Raw genomic sequence first — 25,354 nt, forward strand, 5'->3', positions numbered from 1 at the left:
ATCTGAATCGCTGAGGTCCGCCTGACCGGCGGTCCTGGCCTGTCGCCGAAGTGCGGCGGCAAAGGGATCGTGTTATTCGTGTTATTCGTACGGAATTGTTACATTAGGGTCTAATTTAGACCTGTGCTCTACGGGATCGCCGCCGCCACCACCGCCCTGCTGCTCGCCGCCGTCCTCGCCGCGCTGATCCGGCCGCTCGCACTGCGGCTGGGGCTCGTCGACCGCCGGCGCGCGCGGCCCGTCCCGGTGCTGGGCGGCCTGGCCGTCGTGGGCGCCACCTGTCTGGTCGCCGGTGCCGGTGACTGGAGCGGGGTCGCCCCGCTCGGTACCGGCGTCGGGAGGCTGCTGGCCGCCGGGGGAGCCGTGGCGCTGCTCGGACTGGTCGCCGACGTGTGGCGGCTGAAGACCCGGTTCCTGCTCCTCGGTACGGCCGTGGCGGCCGCCTGCGTGGTGCCGTACGAGGAGTTCGGTGTGGTCGAGGGGCTGCTCGGGGTCGGGTGGATCGCCTTCGTCGCCGTCGCCTTCAAGGGGCTCGACCACGCGGACGGACTCGCCGGGACCGTCGGGGTGGTCACCGCTTTCGGGGTCGGGGCCTGCGCCGCCGCCGAGGTGATGGACGGGCTGGCCGTGCTGCTGAGCGTCCTCGCGGCCGCGCTCACCGGGTTCCTGATGCACAACTGGCATCCCGCCCGGATCGCGCTGGGCGCCACCGGCGCGCTGTTCGCCGGGTTCGTGCTGGCCGCGGCCGCGCTGATCACCAGGACCGGGTACGACCCCCTCGCCAGCGCGGGTGTGCTGTTCGCGCTCACCGCCGTCGCGAGCGCCGACGTGCTGCTCGTCGTGCTGTCGCGGCTGCTCGCCGGACGGCCGGTGCTGCGGCGCGGGCCCGACCATCTCGCGCACCGGCTGCGGCGGCTCGGGCTCACCCCGCCGGGCGCGACGGTGGTCCTGGGGGTCGGCTCCTTCGCGGGGGTGCTCGTCGGGGTGCTCGTGCACGGCGGCTGGGTCGGGCGGACAGGCGCCACATGCGTCGCCTGCGTCACCGTCAGCGTCGTGCTGCTCCTCCTTCGGGTGCCGGTCTATGGGCCCCGGTGCCTGGAATCCACGCAGGTCAGCGGCCACCTGCGTGTAAGGAACGGATAAGAGTTGAGTCGGGACGACTCAGCTCTGTTGACCCGCGGCCGGGCTTGATGCACACTTGAGTCCGTTCCACTCAAGTCAGCTGGAGGAAATCACCATGGCACGTGCGGTCGGCATCGACCTGGGCACGACTAACTCTGTCGTCAGCGTTCTTGAAGGCGGCGAGCCCACCGTCATCACCAACGCCGAGGGTGCCCGGACCACGCCGTCCGTCGTCGCCTTCGCCAAGAACGGCGAGGTTCTGGTCGGCGAGGTCGCCAAGCGTCAGGCGGTCACCAACGTGGACCGCACCATCCGGTCCGTGAAGCGTCACATGGGCACCGACTGGAAGATCCAGCTGGACGGGAAGGACTTCAACCCGCAGCAGATCTCCGCGTTCATCCTGCAGAAGCTGAAGCGGGACGCGGAGGCCTACCTGGGTGAGAAGGTGACCGACGCGGTCATCACCGTCCCGGCCTACTTCAACGACTCCGAGCGCCAGGCGACGAAGGAGGCCGGCGAGATCGCGGGTCTGAACGTCCTGCGCATCGTCAACGAGCCCACCGCGGCCGCGCTCGCCTACGGCCTCGACAAGGACGACCAGACGATCCTCGTCTTCGACCTCGGCGGCGGCACCTTCGACGTGTCCCTCCTGGAGATCGGTGACGGCGTCGTCGAGGTGAAGGCCACCAACGGCGACAACCACCTCGGTGGTGACGACTGGGACCAGCGCGTCGTCGACTACCTGGTCAAGCAGTTCGCCGCCGGTCACGGCGTGGACCTCGGCAAGGACAAGATGGCCCTCCAGCGCCTCCGTGAGGCCGCCGAGAAGGCCAAGATCGAGCTGTCCTCGTCCACCGAGACCTCGATCAACCTGCCTTACATCACGGCGTCCGCCGAGGGCCCGCTGCACCTGGACGAGAAGCTGACCCGCGCTCAGTTCCAGCAGCTGACCGCGGACCTGCTGGAGCGCTGCAAGACGCCGTTCCACAACGTGATCAAGGACGCCGGCATCCAGCTCGGCGAGATCGACCACGTCGTCCTCGTCGGCGGCTCCACCCGTATGCCCGCCGTGGCCGAGCTCGTCAAGGAGCTGACCGGCGGCAAGGACGCCAACAAGGGCGTCAACCCGGACGAGGTCGTCGCCATCGGCGCCGCCCTGCAGGCCGGTGTCCTCAAGGGTGAGGTCAAGGACGTCCTGCTCCTCGACGTGACCCCGCTGTCCCTCGGCATCGAGACCAAGGGCGGCATCATGACCAAGCTCATCGAGCGGAACACGACGATCCCGACCAAGCGGTCCGAGATCTTCACCACCGCCGAGGACAACCAGCCCTCCGTGCAGATCCAGGTCTACCAGGGCGAGCGCGAGATCGCGGCGTACAACAAGAAGCTCGGGATGTTCGAGCTGACCGGTCTGCCGCCGGCCCCGCGCGGTGTCCCGCAGATCGAGGTCGCCTTCGACATCGACGCCAACGGCATCATGCACGTGACCGCGAAGGACCTCGGCACGGGCAAGGAGCAGAAGATGACCGTCACCGGCGGCTCCTCGCTGCCGAAGGACGAGGTCGACCGGATGCGCCAGGAGGCCGAGCAGTACGCGGAGGAGGACCACCGCCGCCGCGAGGCCGCCGAGACCCGTAACCAGGGCGAGCAGCTCGTCTACCAGACCGAGAAGTTCCTCAAGGACAACGAGGACAAGGTCCCGGGCGAGATCAAGACCGAGGTCGAGGCCGCGCTCGCCGAGCTGAAGGAGACGCTCAAGGGCGAGGACACCGCCGAGATCCGCACCGCCACCGAGAAGGTCGCGGCCGTCTCCCAGAAGCTGGGCCAGGCCATGTACGCCGACGCCCAGGCCTCGCAGGCCGCCGGCGGTCCCGCGGACGCCGCTGCCGGTGACGCCGACGACGTGGTGGACGCCGAGATCGTCGACGACGAGCGCAAGGACGGTGCCGCGTGACGGAGGAGACCCCGGGCTTCGAGGAGAAGCCCGACGTCCCCTCCGGCGCCACCTCCGACGACGCCGAGCCGAAGGCCGCTCCCACACAGGGGGCGGCCCCGGCCGGGGACGCAAACGCAAGCGAACTGGCCGGTCTGACGGCACAGCTGGACCAGGTGCGCACCGCGCTCGGTGAGCGCACCGCGGACCTCCAGCGACTGCAGGCCGAGTACCAGAACTACCGCCGACGGGTGGAGCGCGACCGGATCACGGTCCGGGAGGTCGCCATCGCGAACCTCCTGACCGAGCTCCTCCCGGTGCTCGACGACATCGGCCGCGCCCGGGAACACGGCGAACTGGTCGGCGGTTTCAAGTCGGTGGCCGAGTCGCTCGAGACGGTCGCGGCGAAGATGGGGCTCCAGCAGTTCGGCAAGGAGGGCGAGCCCTTCGACCCGACGATCCACGAGGCGCTGATGCACAGCTACGCGCCGGACGTCACCGAGACGACGTGCGTGGCGATTCTGCAGCCCGGGTATCGCATCGGCGAGCGCACCATCCGCCCCGCGCGGGTGGCGGTCGCCGAACCGCAGCCGGGAGCGACGGCGGCGAAGGCCGACGGGTCCGAAGAGGCACCGGGGGCCGGGGACGAGAAGGACAACGGCCCTGAGGAGGGCTGAAGTCGTAGGTAGCACGCGGAAGGAGGGGCGTCGGGGATGAGCACCAAGGACTTCATCGAGAAGGACTACTACAAGGTCCTCGGCGTCCCCAAGGACGCCACCGAGGCCGAGATCAAGAAGGCGTACCGGAAGCTCGCCCGCGAGTTCCACCCGGACGCCAACAAGGGCAACGCCAAGGCCGAGGAGCGCTTCAAGGAGATCTCCGAGGCGAACGACATACTCGGCGACCCCAAGAAGCGCAAGGAGTACGACGAGGCACGCGCCCTCTTCGGCAACGGCGGCTTCCGCCCGGGGCCGGGCGCGGGCGGCGGCAACTTCAACTTCGACCTGGGCGACCTCTTCGGGGGCAACCCCCAGAGCGGCGGCTTCGGCGGGGGCGGCGGCGGCTTCAGTGACGTCCTGGGGGGCCTGTTCAACCGGGGCGGCGGCGCGGGCGCGCGCACCCAGCCGCGGCGCGGCCAGGACATCGAGTCCGAGGTCACGCTCAGCTTCACGGAGGCCATCGAGGGCGCCACGGTCCCGCTGCGGATGTCCTCGCAGGCACCCTGCAAGGCCTGTTCGGGCACCGGCGACGTGAACGGCACACCGCGCGTGTGCCCGACCTGCGTCGGCACCGGCCAGGTGGCGCGGGGATCCGGGGGCGGGTTCTCGCTCACCGACCCCTGCCCCGACTGCAAGGGCCGCGGCCTGATCGCGGAGAACCCCTGCCCGGACTGCAAGGGCAGCGGCCGCGCCAAGTCGTCCCGGACCATGCAGGTCCGCATCCCCGCCGGGGTGACGGACGGTCAGCGCATCCGTCTGCGCGGCAAGGGCGCACCCGGCGAACGCGGTGGCCCGGCCGGTGACCTGTACGTCATGGTCCACGTCGACACCCACCCGGTGTTCGGCCGCAAGGAGGACAACCTCACGGTGACCGTCCCGGTGACCTTCACCGAGGCGGCGCTCGGCGGCGAGGTCAGGGTGCCCACCCTGGGCGGACCGCCGGTCACCCTGAAGCTGCCCCCGGGCACGCCCAACGGCCGCACCATGCGCGCCCGTGGCAAGGGCGCGGTCCGCAAGGACGGCACCCGCGGCGACCTCCTGGTCACCGTCGAGGTGAGTGTTCCGAAGGACCTGTCGGGGAATGCTCGTGACGCGCTGGAGGCGTATCGCGAGGCGACCGCGGGTGAGGACCCGCGGGCCGAGCTGTTCGAGGCTGCGAAGGGAGCATGACAGAGATGGACGGCCGTCGACGCAATCCGTATGAACTGACCGAGGAGACCCCGGTCTACGTCATCTCGGTGGCGGCCCAGCTCTCCGGACTGCACCCGCAGACGCTGCGCCAGTACGACCGCCTCGGCCTGGTCTCCCCGGACCGCACGGCCGGGCGGGGGCGCCGTTACTCGGCCCGCGACATCGAACTGCTCCGCCAGGTGCAGGCGTTGTCGCAGGACGAGGGCATCAACCTGGCCGGCATCAAGCGCATCATCGAACTGGAGAACCAGGTCGCCGCGCTCCAGGCCCGCGTGGCCGAGATGGAGGCGGCCCTGGACGGCGCCGCGGCCGCGATGCGGCAGCGGGAGGCGGCGGTGCACGCCTCCTACCGCCGCGACCTGGTCCCGTACCAGGAGGTCCAGCAGACCAGCGCGCTGGTGGTGTGGCGGCCGAAGAAGGCCAAGGACTAGCGGTACTTGCGCGAAGGGGCCCGGAGGACATGTCCTCCGGGCCCCTTCGGCGTGCGGTCAGTAGTCCCAGATGCCGTAGGCCGCCTCGGTGACCGACGCCTCGGCACCGGAGGCGTCCAGGCGGACGACCCGGTAGTAGTGGAGGCCCAGCTCGTCCCCGGACACGGTGGTGTCCATGAAGAACGAGGTGCTGCCCGCCGGGCCCTCGGAGAGGGTGACGTAGGCGGCCGTGGCGGGGTCCCAGCGCTCCACGCGGTAGGCGGCGAACCGGGAGCAGTCGCCGAGGCCGGAGCTCTGCGAGCAGTCGACGTACAGCTCCGGGTAACGGTCCGCACGGACACTGGTCGTGGTCCAGCCGGGCGGCCGGGTGTCCGGCAGGTCGACCGAGACGGTCGCGGTGTGGAAGAAGTCGGGGCCCTCGTTCCCGTACTGGTAGAAACCGTCCGCGGCGGCCACACGGTAGACGTGGGTGGCGCCGTCGGGGACGGTCGGGCAGATGATCCCGGTCTCGGACGAGTTCGAGGTCCAGCAGTTCTTCTTCCAGACCGTCTCGCCGGTGTCCGGGTCGGTCGTGCCCTGCCACACGTAGTACTCGGTCACGTCGTCGTCGGCGGGCGGCGTCCAGGTCAGGCGGACGCCCAGCGGGACGGGGTCGGCCGTCAGGTCCTCCACCGGACCCGGGCGCACGGTGTCCGGCGTGGTCGCCGTGGCGGCCGGACCGGGCCGCGACTCGTGGCCGTACGGGTCGATCGTCACGACCGTGTAGTCGTACGTCGTCTCGGACGCGCCGGAGACGTCCCAGCAGGAGCCGTTGATCTGCCGGTCCCCGGCGTACGCCGGGGCGTCGTCGCCGGTCCAGGTCCAGTAGGTGTAAGGGTCCGTCAGCGGCAGGTCCCGCGAGTCGTTCGGCTTGCACCCGGTCACGGTGCTGCTGACACCGGTCGCCCTGTCGGTGCGGACGACCCGGTAGGTGAGCAGCGGCCGGTCCTCGCCGAAGGTCCACGGGTCGGCGCTGCTCCACTCGACCATCACGCCCTCGTCGAACCGGCTCGCGCTGGTCCGGAAGGAGGGCACGGCCTCCGTGCGGTCCGCCATCGTCAGCGTGACCTCCACGGGGGCGGCGGCGTTGCCCGCCGCGTCCACCGAGCGCACCGCGTACCGGTAGCCGTCGGCGACCGCGAGCCGCTGCAGCGGGACGACGTCGGTGGCCTTCGTGGTGTGGACGGCGGTGCCGGTGCCGGGCAGGGCGTCGACATAGCCGCCGGTCGCCGGGTCGTACTGGAGGACCTGGTAGGAGACGGCGCCGCCGACCGGGGACCACACCAGGTGGGGCACGCCCGAGCGGTACTCCGACCGGGCGTCGGCCGCGGTCGCCGGAGGCGTCCGGTCGCTGGTGGTGAACGTGGCGGCGGCCGAGTACACGGACCAGTTCCCGGCGGCGTCGCGGGCCCGGCCCCGGTAGGTGACCTTGCTGCCGTCGGCCGGGTAACCGGTGTCGCAGATCGCGCCCTTGGTACCCGTGTACACGGTGGTCCAGCCGCCGGTGACCGGGTTTTGCCGCTGCATCTCGTACATCGCGATGTCCGCCGCGTTCTCGGCGGTCGTGACGAGTTCGGGGCCCGGGTGGGGCTGGTCGGCCGGGCAGCTGTCCATCTCGACGAACGGCGCGGCGGGCGGGGTCCTGTCGGGCGTGGTGACGCCCAGGTCGGCGCTGCCGGCGGACTGGTTGCCCGCCTTGTCGTGGGCGCGGACCTCGTAGTAGTAGGTGGCGCCGGTCTTCGGCGGGGTGTCGGTGTACGTGGTGGAGGCGGTCGTGGCCAGGGGCCTGCTGCCGAAGGAGGAGCCCTTGACGCGCCGGTAGACCCGGTAGCCCGCCAGGTCCAGTTCCTTGTTCCTCGACCAGGTGAGTTTCGCCTTGCCGGTGCCCGTGTCGTACGAGAGGGAGGTGCCGCTCGGCGTGAGCGGTCTGACCTTGTCGGTGCTCGCCGAAGTGCGGGGCGTGTAGGTGAACTTGACCTTGGCGGCGCCGGTCCAGTTGACGTAGTCGATCCGCAGGGTGTGCCTGCCCTTGGGGATCGTGACGTTGACGGTCCTGCTCACCGTGCCGGTCGTGTTCTTCCACAGGTCGATCTTGCGGCCGCCGTCGACGTACACCCGGATGCCGTCGAGTCCGGAGACGGCGAGGGCGAAGGGGCCGCCGGAGCCGAAGTCGCGGGTCACCGTCCAGCGGACGCCGAAGGTGTCCTTCGGCAGGCCGGAGGCGGGCGCGCCGCTCCAGCTCTCGCTGATCGCGGAGTCGCAGTCCGTCTTCTTCGGTGTGCCCCGAAACGTCGTGTTCGCGAACAACTCCCGCTTGTAGACGGGCGAGGTGCAGTTCGTGACCGCCGAGGCGGTGGGGACCGCGCCGGCGAGCAGTGTGCCGGCGGTGGCAAGCACCGCGGCGCCCGCCACGGTGCGTCTGGCTGGCTTCATTCGATCCTCTGGTCGTATCCGGTCAACGGGCGATGCCGTTGCCGATGTGACTCCTGTGGAAAGGAGTTGGTTGTACTGATCTTTGCCTCCCCATGAACTCCCTTTGGATGGAGGGTCCGTAAAAGGGGTTTGGAGGGGATTCCGCATGGCCTTCACAGACACTGCGGAGCGTAGTGTTGCGCACTCGTTAAGTGGTTCCGCTTGACGCCGGGTACGGCGTACGCGTTGTCTTTTCAGACATCTGGGTCGCAAGCAGCCCCATGTCCGGAACGCACCTGAAGTGAGCCCCCGAATGCGTCGTATAGCCATGTTTGTGGCCGCGTCCACGATGTCCCTCTCGCTCGCCGGCTGCGGCGTGCTGAACGCGACGGGATCGTCGACCACCGCGAGCCCCACCAAGGGCAACGACATCACCGTGGGTGTGCTGATGCCGGACACCATCAACACCCGGTACAAGAACTTCGACTACCCGATCATGGCGGACAAGATCGCGGAGCTCACCAACAAGCAGGGGAAGGTCGACTACCAGAACGCCTCGTCGTCCGCCTCGAAGCAGGCCGAGCAGATGCAGAAGATGATCGACGACAAGACCGACGTCATCATCCTCGACTCGGTCGACTCGCACGCCATCGCACCCACGGTGAAGAAGGCGAAGAGCGCGGGCATCCCGGTCATCGCCTACGACCGCCTCGCCGAGGGCCCGATCGACGCGTACGTCTCCTTCGACAACGAGCTGGTGGGCGAGGTGCAGGCCCGCACGCTGCTGGAGGCCCTCGGTCCGGACGCCGGGCTCTCCGACAAGATCATCATGATCAACGGCTCGCCGACGGACCCGAACGCCAAGCAGTTCAAGGCGGGTGCCAAGTCCGAGCTGGACGGCAAGGTGTCGATCTCGGCCGAGTACGACACCAAGGACTGGGACCCGCCGACCGCCGGCAAGGAGACCACCAGGGCGATCGGCGAGATCGGCAAGGACAACGTCGCCGCCGTCTACTCCGCGAACGACGCCATGGCGGCCGAGATCATCAAGTCCCTCAAGGCGGCCGGCGTCACCGACATGCCGCCGGTCACCGGCCAGGACGCCGACCTCGACGCCATCCAGCGGATCCTCATCGGCCAGCAGTACATGACCGTCTACAAGCCCTACCCGGACGAGGCCGAGGCCGCCGCGCAGATGGCCGTCTACAAGGTGCAGGGCAAGGACATCCAGTTCGACGCGCTCACCCAGGACCAGGTCGACAGCCCGACCAACAAGGACATCCCGGCGCAGCTGGTGCAGGTCAGCGCCGTGACGAAGAGCAAGATCAAGGACACCGTCGTCGCCGACGGCATCTACAAGATCTCGCAGATCTGCACCTCCGACTACAAGAGCGCCTGCGAGGCGGCCGGCCTCAAGTAGCAGGGCCCGGCCGACCGGATCAGGTCAGTCCGACGGGGCGCCACGCGTTCACCCGCGGGGGTCGGCGCGACGCGCCTGCCCCGTCGGGGGAGGCCGGACGGGCGCCCCGCCACCGCCACCGTCATCTTGTTGCAGCGCGGGCTGCGGAGGCCGGGAGATAGTGGTGCGTATACGTACGACACGGCACCCGGCACCAGGAGAGCCGTGTTGCGGACCCGGTCAGGACCGCTCATAGTTGCGCTGCGGATGAGGCAGCAAACCGGGGGTGGAATGGGCGATGGCCGGGCACGGGACGGACAAGCATCCACACGGTGCCGACCGACTGTGCGCCGCCGGGGACCGCGTGTACTCCCGTGCCGTGCGCCGGGGCCGGGTACCGCGCAAGGACGCCGACGCGGTGCCCTGTCTGCTGGAGCTGGCGTTGCTGCACCCGGACCCCGACGACATGGACTGGCTGGTGCCGACCTCCCCGCAGGAGGTCATGACCCGGCTGCTGCGCGGGGTCCACGACGAGGTCACCGACAGCCAGCGGCGGGTGGGCTCGGCGGTCGCGGCCTTCGAGTGGTACGCCGGTCTGGGCCGGCAGTTGCAGGTCGCGTCGGCCTCCGCGGAGGGCACGGCGGCGATCCGGGTCCTGGACGGGCTGTCACGGATCCAGGCGGCGATGGACGAGGCGACGGAGGCGTGCACCAGCGAGGTGCTGACCGTGCAGCCGGGCGGTATCCGCCGTGAGTCGGAGCTGACCGAGGGGCTGCACCGGGCCGTCGCCCTGCGCGGCCGGGGCGTGCGCATGCGGGACCTGTACACCCATGTCGCCCGGCACGGCCAGGGCCTGCTCAACTACCTGGAGCTGATGGGCGACGCGGTGGAGGCCCGGACCCTCGACGAGGTCATCGACCGCCTCATCCTGTTCGACCGCACGGTCGCCTTCATCCCCGCCAACGCCGACCGCACGATGGCCCTGGAACTGCGCCACCCCGCCCTGGTCGAGTACTTCGTCACCGTCTTCGAACGCCTCTGGCGCCTCGCCATCCCCCTCACCGCCCCGCTTCCCGACACCGGCATCGAGGGCATCTCGCACCGGGAGCAGTCCATCGCGGCGCTGCTGGCCGAGGGCCACCAGGACGCGGTGATCGCCGAACGCCTGGGCATCAGCGTCCGCACCTGCCGTGCCCACATCGCCCGCCTCTCGGAGACGCTGGGCGCCGCCAGCCGTACCCAACTGGGCGTGCGGATAGCACAGGTGGGGCTGGACCGGCCGCCGGGCGAGACGAGCGGACCGCCTTCCGCGGTCAGCCTTCCCGGTCAAGGATCCCCGAGCGTCCGATGAGGCAGCCGAGCCGGGCACGGCTCTCGCTGCCGAGGGGGCGGGCGGCAGGCAGCGCCGCGACGGGCGCCACGGCCGGTCCGGCGGCCCGTTCCGGCCGGGCGCCTCGGTGTCGCCCCGCGGCGGCCGGTGCGGGGCCGCGGAGGGCGTGACGGGCTTCATCCGGCCGGGGACCGCCGGGGGCGTGCTGAGACGCCCCGAGCCGGGCAGCCAGGGCGCCTCCAGGGCTGCCGCGGCGCTGACCCGGCCACCACGCTCCCGTCAGCCCTCCGGTCCGGCGGGAGCGTCCTCGCTGTTCAGCATCCCCGACTGCGCGATCAGGTAGCCGAGCTGGGCGCGGCTGCCACTGCCCAATGCCTGGGCCAGCTTGGCGATATGGGCGCGGCAGGTACGGACGTTCATGCCCAGCCGACGTGCGATGGCCTCGTCCACATGGCCCTCCACCAGCAGCTTCGCGATGGAGTGCTGAATCTCCGTGATGCCGTCGGGCGCCGCCTCGTACGGCCCGTCGATGTTCAGGGGCACCGCGCGGGACCACATGAACTCGAAGACCTTGATCAGGTAGCGGACCAGGCCGGGGTGGCGTACCTCGAGCGCGACCTGCTGATCGTCCCGGATGGGGATGAAGGCGACCGTCTCGTCGCAGATGATCAGGCGCTCCACGACTTCGTCGATCGTGCGGTACTCCGCCTTGCCGTCGGCCAGGAAGGCCGCGTAGGCCAGCTTCTCCGGACTGTGTCTCGCCGTGTGCTGGTACAGGGTGCGGATACGGACCCCCCGCTCGACGAGCGGCCGGTCGCGCTCCATCCCGAGCAGCACGTTGCGCTCGGAGACGCGCTCGCTCGGATGGACGCTCAGCACCTCCGCCTGGCACTGGGCCGTGGCCAGGTTGAGTGCCGCGTTGATACGTTCGCCGCCTTCGAGCACGGCGATGGAGTCGCTGCTCGCCGTGACCTGGGTACCCAGTCTCATGAAGGGCTCGAACGACTCGGCCAGCTCGGTCGACAGACGCCGGCGTTCGGAGATCTCGCGTTCGAGAGGGCTGAGCTGCCTCGCCAGGGCCACCGCGGGAGGCACCGGACGCAGCCAGTCCGGGTCGTCCGGATCTGGGTGGAGCAGGGCGAACTCCATCAGGCAGGGGGCCGCGTCCACCTCCGCGCGCGCGACGCGTCCCGTGCGTAGAGCTGTGGAGTAGATGCGGGCACCGTCCTCACACAATTCCGTCACCGCATGGGGATGTGTCTCCTTCGTCTGATTCGTTATCAAATCTCCACCCCCCAGGGTCCTGAACATGCAGGAACATGATGCATTGATTGTGTGGCCATGACGTGCCCGAATGAGCCATCGTCGTAGAAGACGGGGAAGCAGGAACTTCAAGTGAGGACGAAGTCGAACATGCGCGGGAAATTGCTTCGCTCGGTGCTTGTCGCGACCTGCTCCGTCGTCGCGGCCCTCGTTGCGTGGAGTGGTGTTTCCGAGGCGAAGGGTGATGTTCAGGCCAACACTAGCTGGCCGAGTGTTGCCGTGGACACCGTGGAAGGAACCGGGAGCTGACGTGACCACCCCACCCGACGACCGATCCTTCCGCCGTGAGATGGCCACCGCCTACCGCTCCGGCTGGCACTTCATCGACCTGGTCACCGCCATCCCCCACAGCGGTGACTCGCTGATGGTGACCGTCTTCGGTGAGCCGGTCGTCGTCACGCGGGACGAGGAAGAGGACGTACGGGCCTACCGGTGCCTGCGTAAGCCCCGGGGTGCGCCGCAGCCCGTGCGGTGCGCCGTCCGGTACGGAATGATCTTTGTGAACCTGGACCAGAGGGACCATCGGCTGGCTGAGCCGGACGTCCCGGACGTGAGGACCATCTCGGCCACCCCCCGCAGTGCCTGACGCGATTCCCCCGTCGTAAAAGATCGCTCAGGTACTTCCCCCCGCAGCGGCGTCACCGTGACCTGAACACGGTGACGCCGCTGCAGTTTTCTGGGGACATTTCTGCCTATCGGCCGGTTTCGGCCAAGGCTCACCGTGGCCGAAACCCGCCGCTGGAACGTCGGTGGAACGGGTCGCGCGCCCCGAGTCGACGGCCCCGGGCGGCCTCCGCCGGCCGCGGGGCCGCTGTCGCCCGCCCCTTCCGGCCATCGGCCCCATCCGTACGCGCTCCCCCGGCAGCCGGGCCCGCGCACCCCGAAGCTGGTCCCAGGGAAGGGCTCCCCTCCCGACCTTGAGTGGAATAGACTCAACTTTGTGTACGTTGGCTGAGTCAGCCGAACGATGCCGAGGAGGAGAACGCGAACGTGGACGCCGAGCTGACCAACAGGAGCCGTGACGCGATCAACGCGGCCAGCAGCCGGGCCGTGACCGAGGGGCACGCGGACCTCACCCCTGCCCACCTGCTGCTCGCTCTGCTGGCGGGCCAGGACAACGAGAACATCACCGACCTGCTCGCGGCCGTGGACGCCGACCAGGCCGTCGTACGGCAGGGTGCCGAGCGGGTACTGACCGCGCTGCCCAGCGTGACCGGCTCCACGGTCGCGCCCCCGCAGCCCAGCCGTGAGCTGCTCGCGGTCCTCGCCGACGCGGACGAGCGGGCCCGCGACCTCGGCGACGACTTCCTCTCCACCGAACACCTGCTGATCGGCATCGCCGCGAAGGGCGGCGCGGCCGGCGAGGTGCTCGACCGGCAGGGGGCCACCGCGAAAAAGCTGGTGGAGGCCTTCCAGAAGACGCGTGGCGGCCGCCGGGTGACCACCGCCGACCCCGAGGGCCAGTACAAGGCACTGGAGAAGTTCGGCACGGACTTCACGGCCGCCGCGCGGGACGGCAAGCTCGACCCCGTCATCGGGCGGGACCAGGAGATCCGGCGGGTCGTTCAGGTCCTCTCCCGCCGGACCAAGAACAACCCCGTGCTCATCGGTGAGCCGGGCGTCGGCAAGACCGCCGTGGTCGAGGGCCTCGCCCAGCGGATCGTCAAGGGCGATGTGCCCGAGTCGCTGAAGAACAAGCGGCTGGTGGCGCTGGACCTGGGCGCGATGGTCGCGGGCGCGAAGTACCGGGGTGAGTTCGAGGAGCGGCTGAAGACCGTCCTCGCCGAGATCAAGGACTCCGACGGCCAGGTCATCACCTTCATCGACGAGCTGCACACGGTCGTCGGCGCCGGTGCCGGCGGTGACTCCGCGATGGACGCCGGCAACATGCTGAAGCCGATGCTGGCCCGCGGCGAGCTGCGCATGGTCGGCGCGACCACCCTCGACGAGTACCGGGAGCGGATCGAGAAGGACCCGGCGCTGGAGCGCCGTTTCCAGCAGGTGCTGGTGGCGGAGCCGACCGTCGAGGACACCATCGCCATCCTCCGTGGCCTCAAGGGCCGTTACGAGGCCCACCACAAGGTGCAGATCGCGGACAGCGCGCTGGTCGCCGCCGCGACCCTCTCCGACCGCTACATCACCTCCCGCTTCCTCCCCGACAAGGCCATCGACCTGGTCGACGAGGCGGCCTCCAGGCTCCGGATGGAGATCGACTCCTCACCCGTGGAGATCGACGAACTCCAGCGCGTCGTGGACCGGTTGAAGATGGAGGAGCTGGCGCTGGAGAAGGAGACCGACCCGGCCTCCCGGGAGCGCCTGGAGAAGCTGCGCCGCGACCTCGCCGACAAGGAGGAGGACCTGCGCGGCCTCAACGCCCGCTGGGAGCGCGAGAAGCAGTCCCTGAACCGGGTCGGCGAGCTGAAGGAGAAGCTCGACGAACTGCGCGGCACCGCCGAACGCGCCCAGCGCGACGGCGACTTCGACACCGCCTCCAAGTTGCTGTACGGCGAGATCCCGCAGCTGGAGAAGGAGTTGGAGGCCGCGTCCGAGGCCGAGGAGGAGACGGCCAGGGACACCATGGTCAAGGACGAGGTCGGCTCCGACGACATCGCGGACGTGGTGGCCGCCTGGACCGGCATCCCCGCCGGGCGTCTCCTGGAGGGCGAGACCCAGAAGCTGCTCCGCATGGAGGACGAGCTGGGCCGCCGCCTCATCGGCCAGACCGAGGCCGTGCGCGCGGTGTCGGACGCGGTACGGCGTTCCCGTGCCGGTATCGCCGACCCGGACCGCCCGACCGGCTCCTTCCTCTTCCTCGGCCCGACCGGTGTCGGCAAGACGGAACTGGCCAAGGCGCTCGCCGACTTCCTCTTCGACGACGAGCGGGCGATGGTCCGGATCGACATGTCGGAGTACAGCGAGAAGCACAGCGTGGCGCGGCTGGTCGGCGCCCCGCCCGGATACGTCGGTTACGAGGAGGGCGGCCAGCTCACCGAGGCCGTCCGCCGCCGCCCGTACTCGGTCGTGCTCCTCGACGAGGTGGAGAAGGCCCACCCGGAGGTCTTCGACATCCTCCTCCAGGTGCTGGACGACGGCCGCCTCACCGACGGCCAGGGCCGCACGGTCGACTTCCGCAACACCATCCTGGTGCTGACGTCGAACCTGGGCAGCCAGTACCTGGTGGACCCGGTGCTCGGCGAGGAGGAGAAGAAGCGGCAGGTCCTGGAGACGGTCCGGCAGTCCTTCAAGCCGGAGTTCCTCAACCGCCTGGACGACCTGGTGGTCTTCTCCGCGCTGGCCAAGGACGAGCTGGCCAGGATCGCCCGGCTCCAGATCGACCGGCTGGCCAGGCGGCTTGCCGACCGGCGCCTCGCCCTGGAGATCACCCCTGAGGCCCTGGCCTGGCTCGCCGAGGAGGGCAACGACCCGGCGTACGGCGCCCGCCCGCTGCGCCGCCTGGTCCAGACCGCCATCGGCGACCGCCTCGCCAGGGAGATCCTCTCCGGCGAGGTCAAGGACGGCGACACGATCCGGGTGGACGCCTTCGGCGAGGGCCTGATCGTGGGCCCGGTGACGTCGGAGGAGGCGGCGGGTGAGCCCGGTGAAACGGCCGGGGAAGCCGTCGAAAGCACCGGTCAGGAGACCGGAAAAACGCTCTGAGCGGAATTCCGCCAACGGGAGATGAACCCGCCGGGGCGGGGGTTGCCACCCCCCTCCCCGGATGGGGGAGGATGGCGGGATCCGTATGAAGGGAAAATCACGGTGACCATCGACCCGTCCTCGATTCCGAACTTCGGGGGCCAGCCCGAGCCGCAGCCCCAAGGACCGGCGGGCCCCGTCGTCCCGGATCAGGATCTTGTGAAGCAGCTCCTCGACCAGATGGAGCTGAAGTACGTCGTCGACGACGAGGGCGACCTCGCGGCGCCGTGGGAACAGTTCCGTACGTACTTCATGTTCCGCGGCGAGGACGAGCAGTCGGTCTTCTCGGTGCGGACGTTCTACGACCGCCCCCACAAGATCGACGAGAAGCCCCAGCTCCTGGAGTCGATCGACGACTGGAACCGCCGGACGCTGTGGCCCAAGGTCTACACCCACACCCATGACGACGGCACCGTCCGTCTCATCGGCGAGGCGCAGATGCTGATCGGCATGGGCGTCGACATCAACCACTTCGTGTCGTCCACGGTCAGCTGGGTGCGGGCCGCGATCGAGTTCGACAAGTGGCTCGTGGAGCAGCTCGGCCTGGAGGAGGCCGTCAACGAGGCCGACCAGCCCGAAGGCGACGACGAGGAGTAGGCGGCGCTACAGGGGTGTGCCGGCGAGGACGACCAGGTACGCGCCGTAGCCGAACGAGAGCCCGGCCAGGGCCGCGACCACCACGGTCGCGTGCCAGGGCCGGGCTCTCGCCGTGCGGACCAGTGCCCGGGCCAGGGGGAGCAGGAGGGGGAAGGCCGGCAGCAGGAAGCGGGGCTTGGACTCGAAGAAGCCCGAGCCGCCGAGCGTGATCAGCAGGAGCACGGCGGTGTAGGCGACGAGCGGGAGCGGCGCCCGGTCCAGCAGCAGGAGCGCGAAGAGCACCACCGCCGCCGCCACGATCACCAGGGCCATCGGGAAGACGAAGCGGTCGCCGCGCAGCAGCAGGCCGCGGACGAAGCGGAGCGAGCCCCGGCCGAGGTCGAAGCGTGAGCCCCACAGGCGCTGCACGCCGAAGTAGCCGCCCAGCGGATCGCCGGTGCGGCGGCCCACCCACAGGACGTACGAGAGCCAGCCGAGCGGGGCGAGCGCCGCGCCCGTCCACAGCCTGTGGGCAACCCGGCCGCGGCGGCGGCGGATCTCGCAGGCGGCGGCGAGCAGCACGGCCGCCGCGACCGCGAAGCCGTTCGGCCGGGACAGGCCCGACAGGGTGGCCAGGCTGCCCGCCCACAGCCAGTTTCCGGCCAGCACCGCGTACAGGGACCAGGCGGCGAACGCGGTCAGGACCGGTTCCGTGTACGCCATGGACAGCACGACGGAGTGCGGGAGCAGGCCCCACAGGACGACGAGGGCCGTGGCCACCGCGCGGCCGTGCAGCCGGGCGCCCACCGCGTAGATGCCTGCGGCGGCGACGGCGGCGGCCGTCCAGGACACCAGCAGGCCGGCGCCCGCCCCGCTCAGCGGGGTGACGGCCGTCAGGACGCGGACCAGTCCCGGATAGAGCGGGAAGAACGCCAGGTCGCTGTGGACGACGTCGGGACGGAAGTACAGGGTGCGGCCGTAGCCGTGCGCCGCGATGCCGAGGTACCAGACCGAGTCCCAGGACCGGCCGAGCAGGGTCAGCGGATGCCTGCCGCCCGCCCAGGCGGTCAGCGCGACCACGGCCATGCCGGTGAGCCGGGCCGCCGCGAACAGCCCCAGCGCGACGCCGCCCGCCGCGAAGGACGGGGTGAGAGCGGCGGCGCCGGGGGCGGTGCTGCTGGTCGTACTGGCGGTGGTGCTGGCGTGGCTCACACTCGCACCCTGCGGGGGACCGGGGCGAAGTGCGAGAAATGTGCGCCCGATGGGGTAGCGGGGGCGCCCACCGACTGGCGTGGCGCGGACCGCCGACGCTTCCGGGGGTGGTATCGGGGACGCCTACCCCGGTCGCCGCAACCGCTCCGCCGCCTGATTCAGGACTTCCGGGCGTTTGCAGAACGCGAACCGTACGAAGGGTGCTCCGGCCTCCCGGTGGTCGTAGAAGACCGCGTTGGGGATGGCGACGACGCCGGCCCGTTCCGGGAGGGAGCGGCAGAAGGCGAAGCCGTCGGTCTCGCCGAGGGGGCGGATGTCGGTGGTGATGAAGTACGTGCCGGCGGTGTCGTAGACCTTGAAGCCCGCCTCCGTGAGGCCCGCGGCGAGGATGTCGCGCTTGGCCCGCATGTCGTCGCGGAAGGCCTCGAAACAGGCGTCCGGGAGGGCGAGGGCCTCCGCGACCGCGTACTGGAAGGGGCCCGAGGAGACGTACGTCAGGAACTGCTTGGCCGAGTGGACCGCCGTGACCAGCTCCGGCGTCGAGGTCACCCGGCCGACACCTCGTTGGCCTACCTATTCGTATGGCGTGCGACAGGCCCCTCTGCGGATCTCCGGCTACCACCACGTACTGCCCTGAGGTAGTGGGCCCGCTCGTCCTCGGCCGAGTTGCCGGCCCCTGTTCGGCGATAGCGTGGCACGGCAACGACTGCTGCAGACAGGTGGACGAGATTTCATGCGGATGCGGTTCGAACCCGAGGCCGAGGAGGAGTTCGAGGCCGCGCGTGCGCTGCTGGCCGACCGCCTGGTTCGGTGGGCCGGGGAGCAGGGGCTGCCGGTGGACGAAGCCGGGCGACGTGGTAGCAGAGGGCCGCGGCGTGTTTGCAGGGGTAGCCCCAGTCGGGGCAGCTGCACTCGGGGTCGAGGTCCCGTGGGCCGGGCAGCATCGGGACACCGGCGGCTGCCGCGTCGTCGGCGAGCCCGGCGGGCATCTCGCCGTCCAGCAGCCCGGCGATGTTCGCGGCCCGCTCGGCGATCATGTCGAGCAGCCGGTCCCACTGCTGGTCCGTCAGCTGCTCGACCTGGACCGTGGAACGGTACGGGGCGCGGCGGCTGCCCTGTACCGGGGCGGCAGCCGAGCCGGGGGCGACGGTGACCGGTCCGACCGCGCCGCCGCGCGCGTAGGTCCGGCCGCGCGAGAGGCGGCAGGAGTCCAGGGAGGACTCCTCCAGGGAGCGCAGCCATGCGCGGCCCCACCAGGAGTCGGCGAAGGGCGCGCGGCTGCCCTTGGCCGGCGGGAGTGCCTCGAAGGTACGGGCAGCCGACTCGCCCGGCCGGCTACGCCCGGTCATCGTCCCGTCCTTCGCAGTGTGACCAGTTCGGCCAGTTCGCTGTCGCTCAGTTCGCTGAAGGCCGCCTCGCCCGAGGCGAGCACCGAGTCGGCCAGTTCCCGCTTGTGGCGGAGCATCTCGGCGACCCGGTCCTCCACGGTGCCCTCGGCGATCAGCTTGTGCACCTGGACCGGCGGGGTCTGTCCGATCCGGTAGGCGCGGTCGGTGGCCTGGTCCTCCACGGCCGGGTTCCACCAGCGGTCGTAGTGGATGACGTGTCCGGCCCGGGTCAGGTTCAGACCGGTCCCGGCGGCCTTGAGGGACAGCAGGAACACCTTCTTCTCGCCGGTCTGGAAGGCGTCGACCATCTCCTCGCGGCGTTTGACCGTGGTGCCTCCGTGCAGGAACAGGGTGTCCACGCCGCGGCCGGCCAGGTGGCGTTCGATCAGCGTGCCCATCGCCACGTACTGAGTGAAGACCAGAGCCGATTCGTCCTCGGCCAGGACGGTGTCCAGGAGTTCGTCCAGGAGTTCCAGTTTCCCCGAGCGGCCCGGGAGCCTGGCACTCGCGGGTTCCTTCAGGAACTGCGCGGGGTGGTTGCAGATCTGTTTCACGCCGGTGAGGAGCTTCATCACCAGGCCGCACGCCGCGCCATGCCCTGTTTTTCCTCGATCTCGTCCATGAGTTCGCGTACCAGGAGTCCGTCCCGGTGCGACCCGTCTCCCTCGCACCTCGCGCGGAACTCGCCGCGGCCGCCCGGCAGGTGCCGCTGATCGCCTCCGCCCTCCGCCTGGCCCACTGGTGCCAGGGCGGACAAGCCGTCACGTCCCGGGACGTGCTCAAGCCCGCACTGGGCCGCCAGGCCGTCCAGGAACTCGCACTCTGGACCCAGGACGACGAACTGAGCGCACTCCGGCCCGAGGAGCGCGACGAGCGGCTGGCCCGCCTGCGCAGCTCCGGAGACCTGCCCTGCCTGGACGTCCCCTGGCGGCTCGCCGTGTACGGGGACCTGGTGGAGATCGGCAGGGGCGTCGCCCACCCCGGTAGCGGCCTGCCCGCTACCGCGGACGACGAGGGAGTACTGGAACTCTGGTGCCATGCGCTCGGGGACGAACTCGACGATCTGAACGACCTCGGGAATCTCGGCCTGTCCCCGGTGCTGCTGGGCGCGCCGGACATCGAGGACGAGGACGGCCACGGCCTGCCGGCGGTGGTGCTGCGGGTGCTGTACGAGGTTCCCGACGGCGAATGGCTGGACACCGCGCTGCTCGTCGGCGCACTCCGCGAGGGGCTCCCGAAGCAGGAGGCGCGGCTGGTCGAACTGTTCCTCCTGCAGATCCTCGACCAGGCAGCCGTTGTCCTCGCCGAGTATCAGGCGGCGGAGGTCGAGACCGGTCCGGAGCGAGCCGGCAGCGGGAGCACGTCATCCTCGGCATCCTCGGTATCGAGGCGAGTGCCGAGGACGGCGACGGCACACCGCCGGCCGGGACACGGCTCCGGCTCACTCCGCTGGGACGCCACGGACTGCGCCAGTACCTGCTCGCCGAGGGATTCCACGCTCCTCTCGTCGGCGAACTGGCCGACGCAGACGCCCCGGCCTTGCTCGACGCCCTGCTCGACTACGACCAGGAGTCCGCCCACTCCGAGATCACCGGATGGATCAGTCATCGGGGCCAGGGCTCAGCCGCGGTCCAGCTCATCGACGCCTGCGCCGGTCTGGAAGCCGATGCCGCCCTCCGCCGCCTTGCCGCCGCGCCGGTGCTCGCGGAACTCGATGAACCGCGAGCGCTCGCGGTCCTGCGCAAAGCCGCGGCCTCCCAGGTCCCCGGCTGCGCAGAGACCGCGGCGATCACGCTGGCCGACCGTGGTGAGATCCCCGAAGGACACGGCCCGGAACTCCAGCTGTGGGGGCTCGTGGACCATCTGTGGGGCCCGCTCGGCGTGGCGGACGAGGCACTCGCCATGTTCCTGGAACAGGAGGGGGACTCGGTGCTGCCGCAGCTGGAACAGAACGCCGACGACCTGTGGCGCTGCCGCCACCCCGCCACCGGGGCCGTGCTGGAGGCGGCAGGGCGGCTTCTGAGGGTTCGGGACAAGGCGCTGGCCAAGCGACTGCGCAGGTCCGCGACCAAAGTCGGATCCTGGCATCGAGAATGAGGCGCCGACGTGCCGTACTCTACGCTGAGGCCGACGGAGGCTGTGCTCAATCCGGTCGAGTTCGGTCAGCTCTCGTAGTGGTAGCGGCACTGGGCGATCAGGACGCTGTCCTCGGTGGCCTTGTAGATCAGTCGGTGCTCGTCGTTGATGCGGCGCGACCAGTAGCCCTGGAACCCGTGCTTGAGGGGTTCTGGTTTGCCGATCCCCTCGTTGCCGTTCCGGGCGATGTCCGCGATGAGTGTGTTGATGCGCTTCAGGATCTTCCGGTCCTGAAGCTGCCACCACAGGTAGTCCTCCCAGGCACGGGAGGAGAAGGTGATCTTCAACTCGCGGCCCCTATTCGTCGGTCGCCAGCTCGCGTACGGTGCCGCCGCCGTTTTCCAGCTCGTCGATGGACGCGAGCAGACGCCGGGCGTTCGCCGGGCTCCGCAGCAGGTACGCCGTCTCCTTCAGGGACTCGTAGTCCTCAAGGGAGACGATGACGACCGGCTCATGTCCGGCCCGGGTGATGACGACCTCTTCGCGGTCATCGGTGACGGAGTTGAGCACCTCGGCATACCGTGCGCGCGACTCGGAATACGTCATGGTCTTCATGATCGACCCCCTTTACGTACAGGAAATTGTACGTCTGTCTCTGTCGGTATGGCAAGCACCGGAATGACAGCCGCAGCGCGGAAGTTTCGTGGCGGGCGAGACGTGGCAGGCAGCGGGGAACGCATCGGCCGTTCCGCAAGGACGGCGGTCAGCCTGCGAATGCCTTGCGGAGCCGTTCCGCCGCTTCTGTCAGTACCTCGGTGCGCTTGCAGAACGCGAACCGGACATAGGGGGCGCCCGTCTCCGTGTGGTCGTAGAAGACCGCGTTGGGGATCGCGACGACGCCCGCGCGTTCCGGAAGGGCACGGCAGAAAGCGGCGCCGTCGCTCTCGCCGAGCGGGCGGATGTCGGTCGTGATGAAGTACGTCCCGGCCGGCCGGAGGACCCGGAAGCCGGCGTCGGTGATTCCCGCATCGAGCTGATCCCGCTTGGCGGAACGGACGGCGGAGGTGAGTTCTTGGGTCGCCGTCACCCAGGCCACGCCTCGTTCGCGCACTCATTCGCATGAGGGCCCACAGGGCTACACCCCCGAGCGGCAGTGAGCTGTTGTGTACACATGGGACACTCGATACTCTTGGGCGCATGACACAGCCCATGCCCATAGAGTCGATCCGCGATGTCCGGGCACACCTGGCCGAGGTCGTGGAGCGGGCCGACCGGGACGACGTACCTACCGTCATCACCCGGCGCGGCAAGCAGGTCGCCGCCGTGGTGTCCATCGAGGTGCTGCGCAAATACCAGGAGTGGGAAGAGCGCGAGATCAACCGGATCATCGACGAGCGCATGACCAATCCGGCACCCGGCATCCCGATCGAGGACATCATGAGGGAGACGCTGGCGCGCGGTGAGTGAGTACCGCACCGTCTTCCGAGCCGAGGCTCAGGCCGAACTCCGCAAGGTGCCGCGAGACATGGCCCTCCGGATTTTGGCCAAGCTGACCGAGCTGGAGAGCGACCCGATGGGGTTCAACACCACGGCCCTCGTCTCCCAGCCCGACCGGCGCCGCCTACGGGTAGGCGACTACCGCGTGATCTACACAATCGACAACGGCGAGCTGGTGGTGTGGGTCGTACACGTCGGGCATCGCTCCACCGTCTACGACACCTGAGCACTCCTGACGTCGGGTCAGAATATCCAGCACCGATCCAACACGGGATCAATGAAGAGGCCGGGCCCGTAACAGCCTGCACCGCAGACGATGCAGGCGCCAGGCCGGCTGGAGTGAGAGGGGAGACCGCAGGAAGGGCGACGTGCAGTTTCGTGTCGCCGAAGCGCTCGCCGGCATCGTGGCCATGCGTCGCGATGGTGTCTGCTGACAGGTGACTCCTCCGGTGCGGGGCTGAGGTCCACGGAGGAGCCCAGACCGTACGGCTGTTACGCGGCCAGCGACTTGAGCCGGGATACCGCCTCCTCCAGCACGCTTGTCCGTTTGCAGAAAGCAAATCGAACAAAGGGTGCGCCTTGTTCGCGGTGGTCGTAGAAGACCTCGTTCGGGATGGCGACCACCCCGCAGCGTTCCGGCAGGGCGCGGCAGAAGGCAGAGCCGTCGCTCTCGCCGAGGGAGCGGATGTCGGTGGTGACGAAGTACGTGCCGGCCGGGCGGAAGACCCTGAAGCCCGCCTGCTCCAGGCCGCCCGCGAGCAGGTCCCGTTTGGCCAGCATGTCCGCGCGGAAGTCCGCGAAGTAGGAGTCGGGCAGGCGCAGGGCCTCGGCCACGGCGTATTGGAAGGGGCCCGAGGCCACGTACGTCAGGAACTGCTTCGCCGACCGCACGGCGGCGACCAGCTCCGGCGTCGAGGTCACCCAGCCGACCTTCCAGCCGGTGAAGGAGAAGGTCTTGCCGGCCGACCCGATGGTGACCGTGCGCTCGCGCATGCCGGGCAGGGTGGCGAGGGGGAGGTGCCCGGCCGGGTCGAAGACCAGGTGCTCGTAGACCTCGTCGGTGACGACCAGGAGGTCGCGTTCGACCGCCAGTTCGGCGATCGCGGTCAGCTCGGTGCGGGTGAGCACCGTGCCGGTCGGGTTGTGCGGGGTGTTGACCAGCAGGAGCCGGGTGCGGGGGGTGACGGCCGCGCGCAGTTCGTCGAGGTCCAGGCGGAAGGCGGCGCCGTCCGGGCGGAGGGTGACCGGGACCCGGGTGCCGCCGGCCATGGCGATACAGGCCGCGTAGGAGTCGTAGTAGGGCTCCAGCGCGACCACCTCGTCACCCGGCTCCACGAGGGCCAGCAGGGCGGCCGCGATCGCCTCCGTCGCGCCGGCCGTGACCAGTACCTCCGCGTCCGGGTCGTACGACAGCCCGTACCGGCGCTCCTGGTGCGCGGCGATCGCGGTGCGCAGCTCGGGGACGCCCGGCCCCGGCGGGTACTGGTTGCCGTGCCCCTCGCGCAGCGCCCGCACGGCCGCCTCCCTGACCTCCTCGGGGCCGTCGGTGTCCGGGAACCCCTGCCCCAGGTTGATGGACCCGGTGCGGAGCGCCAGGGCCGACATCTCGGCGAAGATCGTGGTCCCGAACTCGGCGAGCCGGCGATTCAGCAGAGGGCGTTCGCTGGAGGTCATGCCGGTCATCCTGCGCCCAAGCTCTGGAGTTCCTCAACTCTGCTTTCGCCGACCGGAGGGCCGGGCATCACCGGCTCACGCCGCGGTCACGCGGCGGCCGGGGCGCCCACGGGGGGTCGCTCCGCGCGAACCGAAAGAAGGTGACGCCATGGGCACCGTCCTCATCGTGCTGGTGGCCGCGATCGTCTGCCTGGCGATCGTCGCGGGCGTGGTCCGCAAGGGTGCCGGACGGAGCGGAATCTCCTCGTCCTCCGGCGGCAGCTGGTGGGCGGGGGACTCGGGGTCGTCCTCCGGCGGCGGCCACGGCGGCCACGGGGGTCACGGGGGTCACTCGTGCGGAGGAGGCCACTCCTCGTGCGGCGGCGGGTCGTCGTGCGGCGGCGGGGGCGGCTGCGGCGGGGGCAGCTGACCGAGGCCTCGGGGGACACGGGGGAGCGGGGCGTCCGGACGTAGAGCGGGTGGCTCTCCCCGGGCGCCACGTCGTGCGCCGGAGGGACCAGGGCGCTCCACGTGGTTGAACAGTTGAGCTGTGGAGCCCTCTGAGGGATGGAAACCCCACGAAGTTGGGTAAAAACGCTGTGGTGGCGCCACAGTTCATGATTCCCTCTAAATCACCAAAGCAGCGCCTCGGACGTCCTGACGACACCCCTCCCCCGGCTGGGCCGGCCGGGGCCGATCTCCCGGTGTCCACCGAGGTGCGCCGGACCACCCTCCTCCCCATTTGCGTGTTAGCGGAGCCGATCCATGCTCACGACCCTGAACACCACCTACAGCGATACGCGCGCGGCCGACCTCGCCTGGGCCCTCGGTCGCGAGCCGCTGCCCGCCCTGGCCACCCTCGACCTGGAACTGTCCGGGGCGAAGCTGCAGCTCAGACTGCTGGGCGCGTCCCACCAGGTTCTCCTGGAGGAGGAGTGCGGCGGCTGTTCGGAGACGGTGGCGTGCATCCCGGGGTCCAGCACCCCCCTGCCGCTCGGAGTCGCCAAGCGCGTAGGCGACTGGGAGTACGAGTTCGCGGCGCGCGTCGAGGTGCTGTCTCCCGGCTCCTTCGCCGGCCGCGCCCAGGAACTGCTCGCCCTCGTCTCCGAGCACCCGTACGGCCTCGCCGGGGTCTTCCCGGGCAGCCCGCACGCGTTCACCGCACTGCTCGCCCAGCGCCACGAGGGCCAGGTGCACTGGCGTACCTGGCACGCGTACCCGCAGGACGGCCAGCTGGTGGCGACCCGGACGAGGGTCGGCGTACGGGTGCCGGCGGCCCGATCCGTCCCCCGATGACATAAACCGACGCGCCGTCAAGGACGGCTGATTTCCACACGTGTGGGTGACGAAGCGTACC

21 protein-coding genes and 4 pseudogenes are annotated in these 25,354 nt (G+C 70.1%); 15 read left to right on the plus strand and 10 right to left on the minus strand.

Annotated elements, in window-relative coordinates:
* Window positions 1–123 precede the first annotated feature (123 nt).
* The 5 genes from ACZ4O3_RS40030 to ACZ4O3_RS40050 all read left to right on the plus strand — a co-directional run bounded on the left by ACZ4O3_RS40030 (window position 124) and on the right by ACZ4O3_RS40050 (window position 5,396).
* Window positions 124–1,143, plus strand: a complete 1,020-nt coding sequence (locus tag ACZ4O3_RS40030) for an MraY family glycosyltransferase (RefSeq protein WP_362717141.1) — start codon at window positions 124–126, stop codon at window positions 1,141–1,143.
* A gap of 94 nt (window positions 1,144–1,237) precedes the next feature.
* Window positions 1,238–3,076, plus strand: a complete 1,839-nt coding sequence (gene dnaK, locus ACZ4O3_RS40035; protein ID WP_362717138.1) for a molecular chaperone DnaK — start codon at window positions 1,238–1,240, stop codon at window positions 3,074–3,076.
* Window positions 3,073–3,732 (plus strand): nucleotide exchange factor GrpE, encoded by a 660-nt coding sequence (grpE, locus tag ACZ4O3_RS40040; RefSeq protein ID WP_362717135.1) that lies wholly within the window; start codon window positions 3,073–3,075, stop codon window positions 3,730–3,732. Before dnaK ends, grpE begins: the two co-directional genes overlap by 4 nt.
* A 36-nt stretch (window positions 3,733–3,768) precedes the next feature.
* Window positions 3,769–4,944: a molecular chaperone DnaJ gene (gene dnaJ, locus ACZ4O3_RS40045; protein WP_362717132.1), complete on the plus strand. Its 1,176-nt coding sequence runs from the start codon at window positions 3,769–3,771 to the stop codon at window positions 4,942–4,944.
* Between the two features lie 5 nt (window positions 4,945–4,949).
* A complete protein-coding gene (locus ACZ4O3_RS40050) occupies window positions 4,950–5,396 on the plus strand; it encodes a heat shock protein transcriptional repressor HspR (RefSeq protein ID WP_351708068.1) in 447 nt (148 codons plus the stop codon).
* Between the two features lie 57 nt (window positions 5,397–5,453).
* Here ACZ4O3_RS40050 and ACZ4O3_RS40055 read toward each other — a convergent pair whose 3' ends face one another.
* Window positions 5,454–7,868, minus strand: coding sequence for a PA14 domain-containing protein (locus ACZ4O3_RS40055; protein ID WP_467727185.1), 2,415 nt, complete (start codon window positions 7,866–7,868; stop codon window positions 5,454–5,456).
* A 292-nt stretch (window positions 7,869–8,160) separates the two neighbouring features.
* Between ACZ4O3_RS40055 and ACZ4O3_RS40060 the strand changes: the two genes are divergently transcribed.
* Window positions 8,161–9,267 carry a sugar ABC transporter substrate-binding protein gene (locus ACZ4O3_RS40060; RefSeq protein WP_362717125.1) on the plus strand — a complete coding sequence of 369 codons (1,107 nt, stop codon included), beginning with the start codon at window positions 8,161–8,163 and terminating at the stop codon, window positions 9,265–9,267.
* A gap of 277 nt (window positions 9,268–9,544) precedes the next feature.
* Complete coding sequence (locus tag ACZ4O3_RS40065; RefSeq protein WP_362717122.1) at window positions 9,545–10,597, plus strand: helix-turn-helix transcriptional regulator; 1,053 nt, start codon at window positions 9,545–9,547, stop codon at window positions 10,595–10,597.
* Window positions 10,598–10,855: 258 nt separating this feature from the next.
* Here the strand turns inward: ACZ4O3_RS40065 and ACZ4O3_RS40070 are convergent, their stop codons facing one another.
* Window positions 10,856–11,887, minus strand: a complete 1,032-nt coding sequence (locus ACZ4O3_RS40070; RefSeq protein ID WP_362731985.1) for a helix-turn-helix transcriptional regulator — start codon at window positions 11,885–11,887, stop codon at window positions 10,856–10,858.
* Between the two features lie 301 nt (window positions 11,888–12,188).
* Between ACZ4O3_RS40070 and ACZ4O3_RS40075 the strand changes: the two genes are divergently transcribed.
* The 3 genes and pseudogenes from ACZ4O3_RS40075 (at window position 12,189) to ACZ4O3_RS40085 (ending at window position 16,192) form a co-directional block, all read left to right on the plus strand.
* Window positions 12,189–12,485 (plus strand): (2Fe-2S)-binding protein, encoded by a 297-nt coding sequence (locus tag ACZ4O3_RS40075; RefSeq protein ID WP_358920416.1) that lies wholly within the window; start codon window positions 12,189–12,191, stop codon window positions 12,483–12,485.
* A 404-nt stretch (window positions 12,486–12,889) separates the two neighbouring features.
* Window positions 12,890–15,478 (plus strand): annotated as a pseudogene (gene clpB, locus ACZ4O3_RS40080) (ATP-dependent chaperone ClpB); the annotation flags it as partial.
* A 180-nt stretch (window positions 15,479–15,658) separates the two neighbouring features.
* Window positions 15,659–16,192, plus strand: coding sequence for a YbjN domain-containing protein (locus ACZ4O3_RS40085; RefSeq protein WP_362728681.1), 534 nt, complete (start codon window positions 15,659–15,661; stop codon window positions 16,190–16,192).
* A gap of 6 nt (window positions 16,193–16,198) precedes the next feature.
* Here the strand turns inward: ACZ4O3_RS40085 and ACZ4O3_RS40090 are convergent, their stop codons facing one another.
* The 4 genes and pseudogenes from ACZ4O3_RS40090 to ACZ4O3_RS40105 form a co-directional block, all read right to left on the minus strand.
* Entirely contained in the window at window positions 16,199–17,257 is a 1,059-nt protein-coding gene (locus ACZ4O3_RS40090) for a hypothetical protein (protein ID WP_467727206.1), read from the minus strand.
* A gap of 249 nt (window positions 17,258–17,506) precedes the next feature.
* Window positions 17,507–17,929 (minus strand): annotated as a pseudogene (locus tag ACZ4O3_RS40095) (aminotransferase class I/II-fold pyridoxal phosphate-dependent enzyme); the annotation flags it as partial.
* Between the two features lie 185 nt (window positions 17,930–18,114).
* The gene (locus tag ACZ4O3_RS40100; protein ID WP_467727188.1) at window positions 18,115–18,732 is read right to left on the minus strand and encodes an SWIM zinc finger family protein; all 618 of its coding nucleotides are present in this window, start codon (window positions 18,730–18,732) and stop codon (window positions 18,115–18,117) included.
* Window positions 18,729–19,408, minus strand: a pseudogene (locus ACZ4O3_RS40105) (DEAD/DEAH box helicase); the annotation flags it as partial. The pseudogene ACZ4O3_RS40105 and the gene ACZ4O3_RS40100, both read right to left, overlap by 4 nt.
* Before the next feature lie 902 nt (window positions 19,409–20,310).
* Between ACZ4O3_RS40105 and ACZ4O3_RS40110 the strand changes: the two are divergent.
* Window positions 20,311–20,868, plus strand: coding sequence for a hypothetical protein (locus ACZ4O3_RS40110; RefSeq protein WP_467727190.1), 558 nt, complete (start codon window positions 20,311–20,313; stop codon window positions 20,866–20,868).
* Window positions 20,869–20,933: 65 nt separating this feature from the next.
* On the opposite strand, the gene ACZ4O3_RS40115 is transcribed toward ACZ4O3_RS40110, so the two are convergent.
* From ACZ4O3_RS40115 to ACZ4O3_RS40125, 3 genes and pseudogenes are all read right to left on the minus strand, one after another.
* Window positions 20,934–21,194, minus strand: coding sequence for a Txe/YoeB family addiction module toxin (locus tag ACZ4O3_RS40115; RefSeq protein ID WP_105973016.1), 261 nt, complete (start codon window positions 21,192–21,194; stop codon window positions 20,934–20,936).
* Window positions 21,195–21,204: 10 nt separating this feature from the next.
* Complete coding sequence (locus tag ACZ4O3_RS40120) at window positions 21,205–21,462, minus strand: type II toxin-antitoxin system Phd/YefM family antitoxin (RefSeq protein ID WP_037676836.1); 258 nt, start codon at window positions 21,460–21,462, stop codon at window positions 21,205–21,207.
* Between the two features lie 148 nt (window positions 21,463–21,610).
* Window positions 21,611–21,943, minus strand: a pseudogene (locus ACZ4O3_RS40125) (aminotransferase class I/II-fold pyridoxal phosphate-dependent enzyme); the annotation flags it as partial.
* 101 nt (window positions 21,944–22,044) lie between these two features.
* Here ACZ4O3_RS40125 and ACZ4O3_RS40130 point away from each other — a divergent pair.
* Together ACZ4O3_RS40130 and ACZ4O3_RS40135 are read left to right on the plus strand one after the other, a co-directional pair.
* Window positions 22,045–22,314 (plus strand): type II toxin-antitoxin system Phd/YefM family antitoxin, encoded by a 270-nt coding sequence (locus ACZ4O3_RS40130; protein WP_467727192.1) that lies wholly within the window; start codon window positions 22,045–22,047, stop codon window positions 22,312–22,314.
* Entirely contained in the window at window positions 22,307–22,570 is a 264-nt protein-coding gene (locus ACZ4O3_RS40135) for a type II toxin-antitoxin system RelE family toxin (protein ID WP_045558184.1), read from the plus strand. Before ACZ4O3_RS40130 ends, ACZ4O3_RS40135 begins: the two co-directional genes overlap by 8 nt.
* Before the next feature lie 266 nt (window positions 22,571–22,836).
* Here the strand turns inward: ACZ4O3_RS40135 and ACZ4O3_RS40140 are convergent, their stop codons facing one another.
* A complete protein-coding gene (locus ACZ4O3_RS40140; RefSeq protein WP_467727194.1) occupies window positions 22,837–24,027 on the minus strand; it encodes a pyridoxal phosphate-dependent aminotransferase in 1,191 nt (396 codons plus the stop codon).
* 139 nt (window positions 24,028–24,166) lie between these two features.
* Between ACZ4O3_RS40140 and ACZ4O3_RS40145 the strand changes: the two genes are divergently transcribed.
* Both ACZ4O3_RS40145 and ACZ4O3_RS40150 read left to right on the plus strand, forming a co-directional pair.
* Entirely contained in the window at window positions 24,167–24,427 is a 261-nt protein-coding gene (locus ACZ4O3_RS40145) for a hypothetical protein (RefSeq protein WP_467727196.1), read from the plus strand.
* 335 nt (window positions 24,428–24,762) lie between these two features.
* Window positions 24,763–25,293 (plus strand): DUF2617 family protein, encoded by a 531-nt coding sequence (locus ACZ4O3_RS40150; protein ID WP_362728351.1) that lies wholly within the window; start codon window positions 24,763–24,765, stop codon window positions 25,291–25,293.
* Window positions 25,294–25,354: the final 61 nt, after the last annotated feature.

The sequence above is a fragment of the Streptomyces sp. NPDC026515 genome, assembly GCF_055567595.1.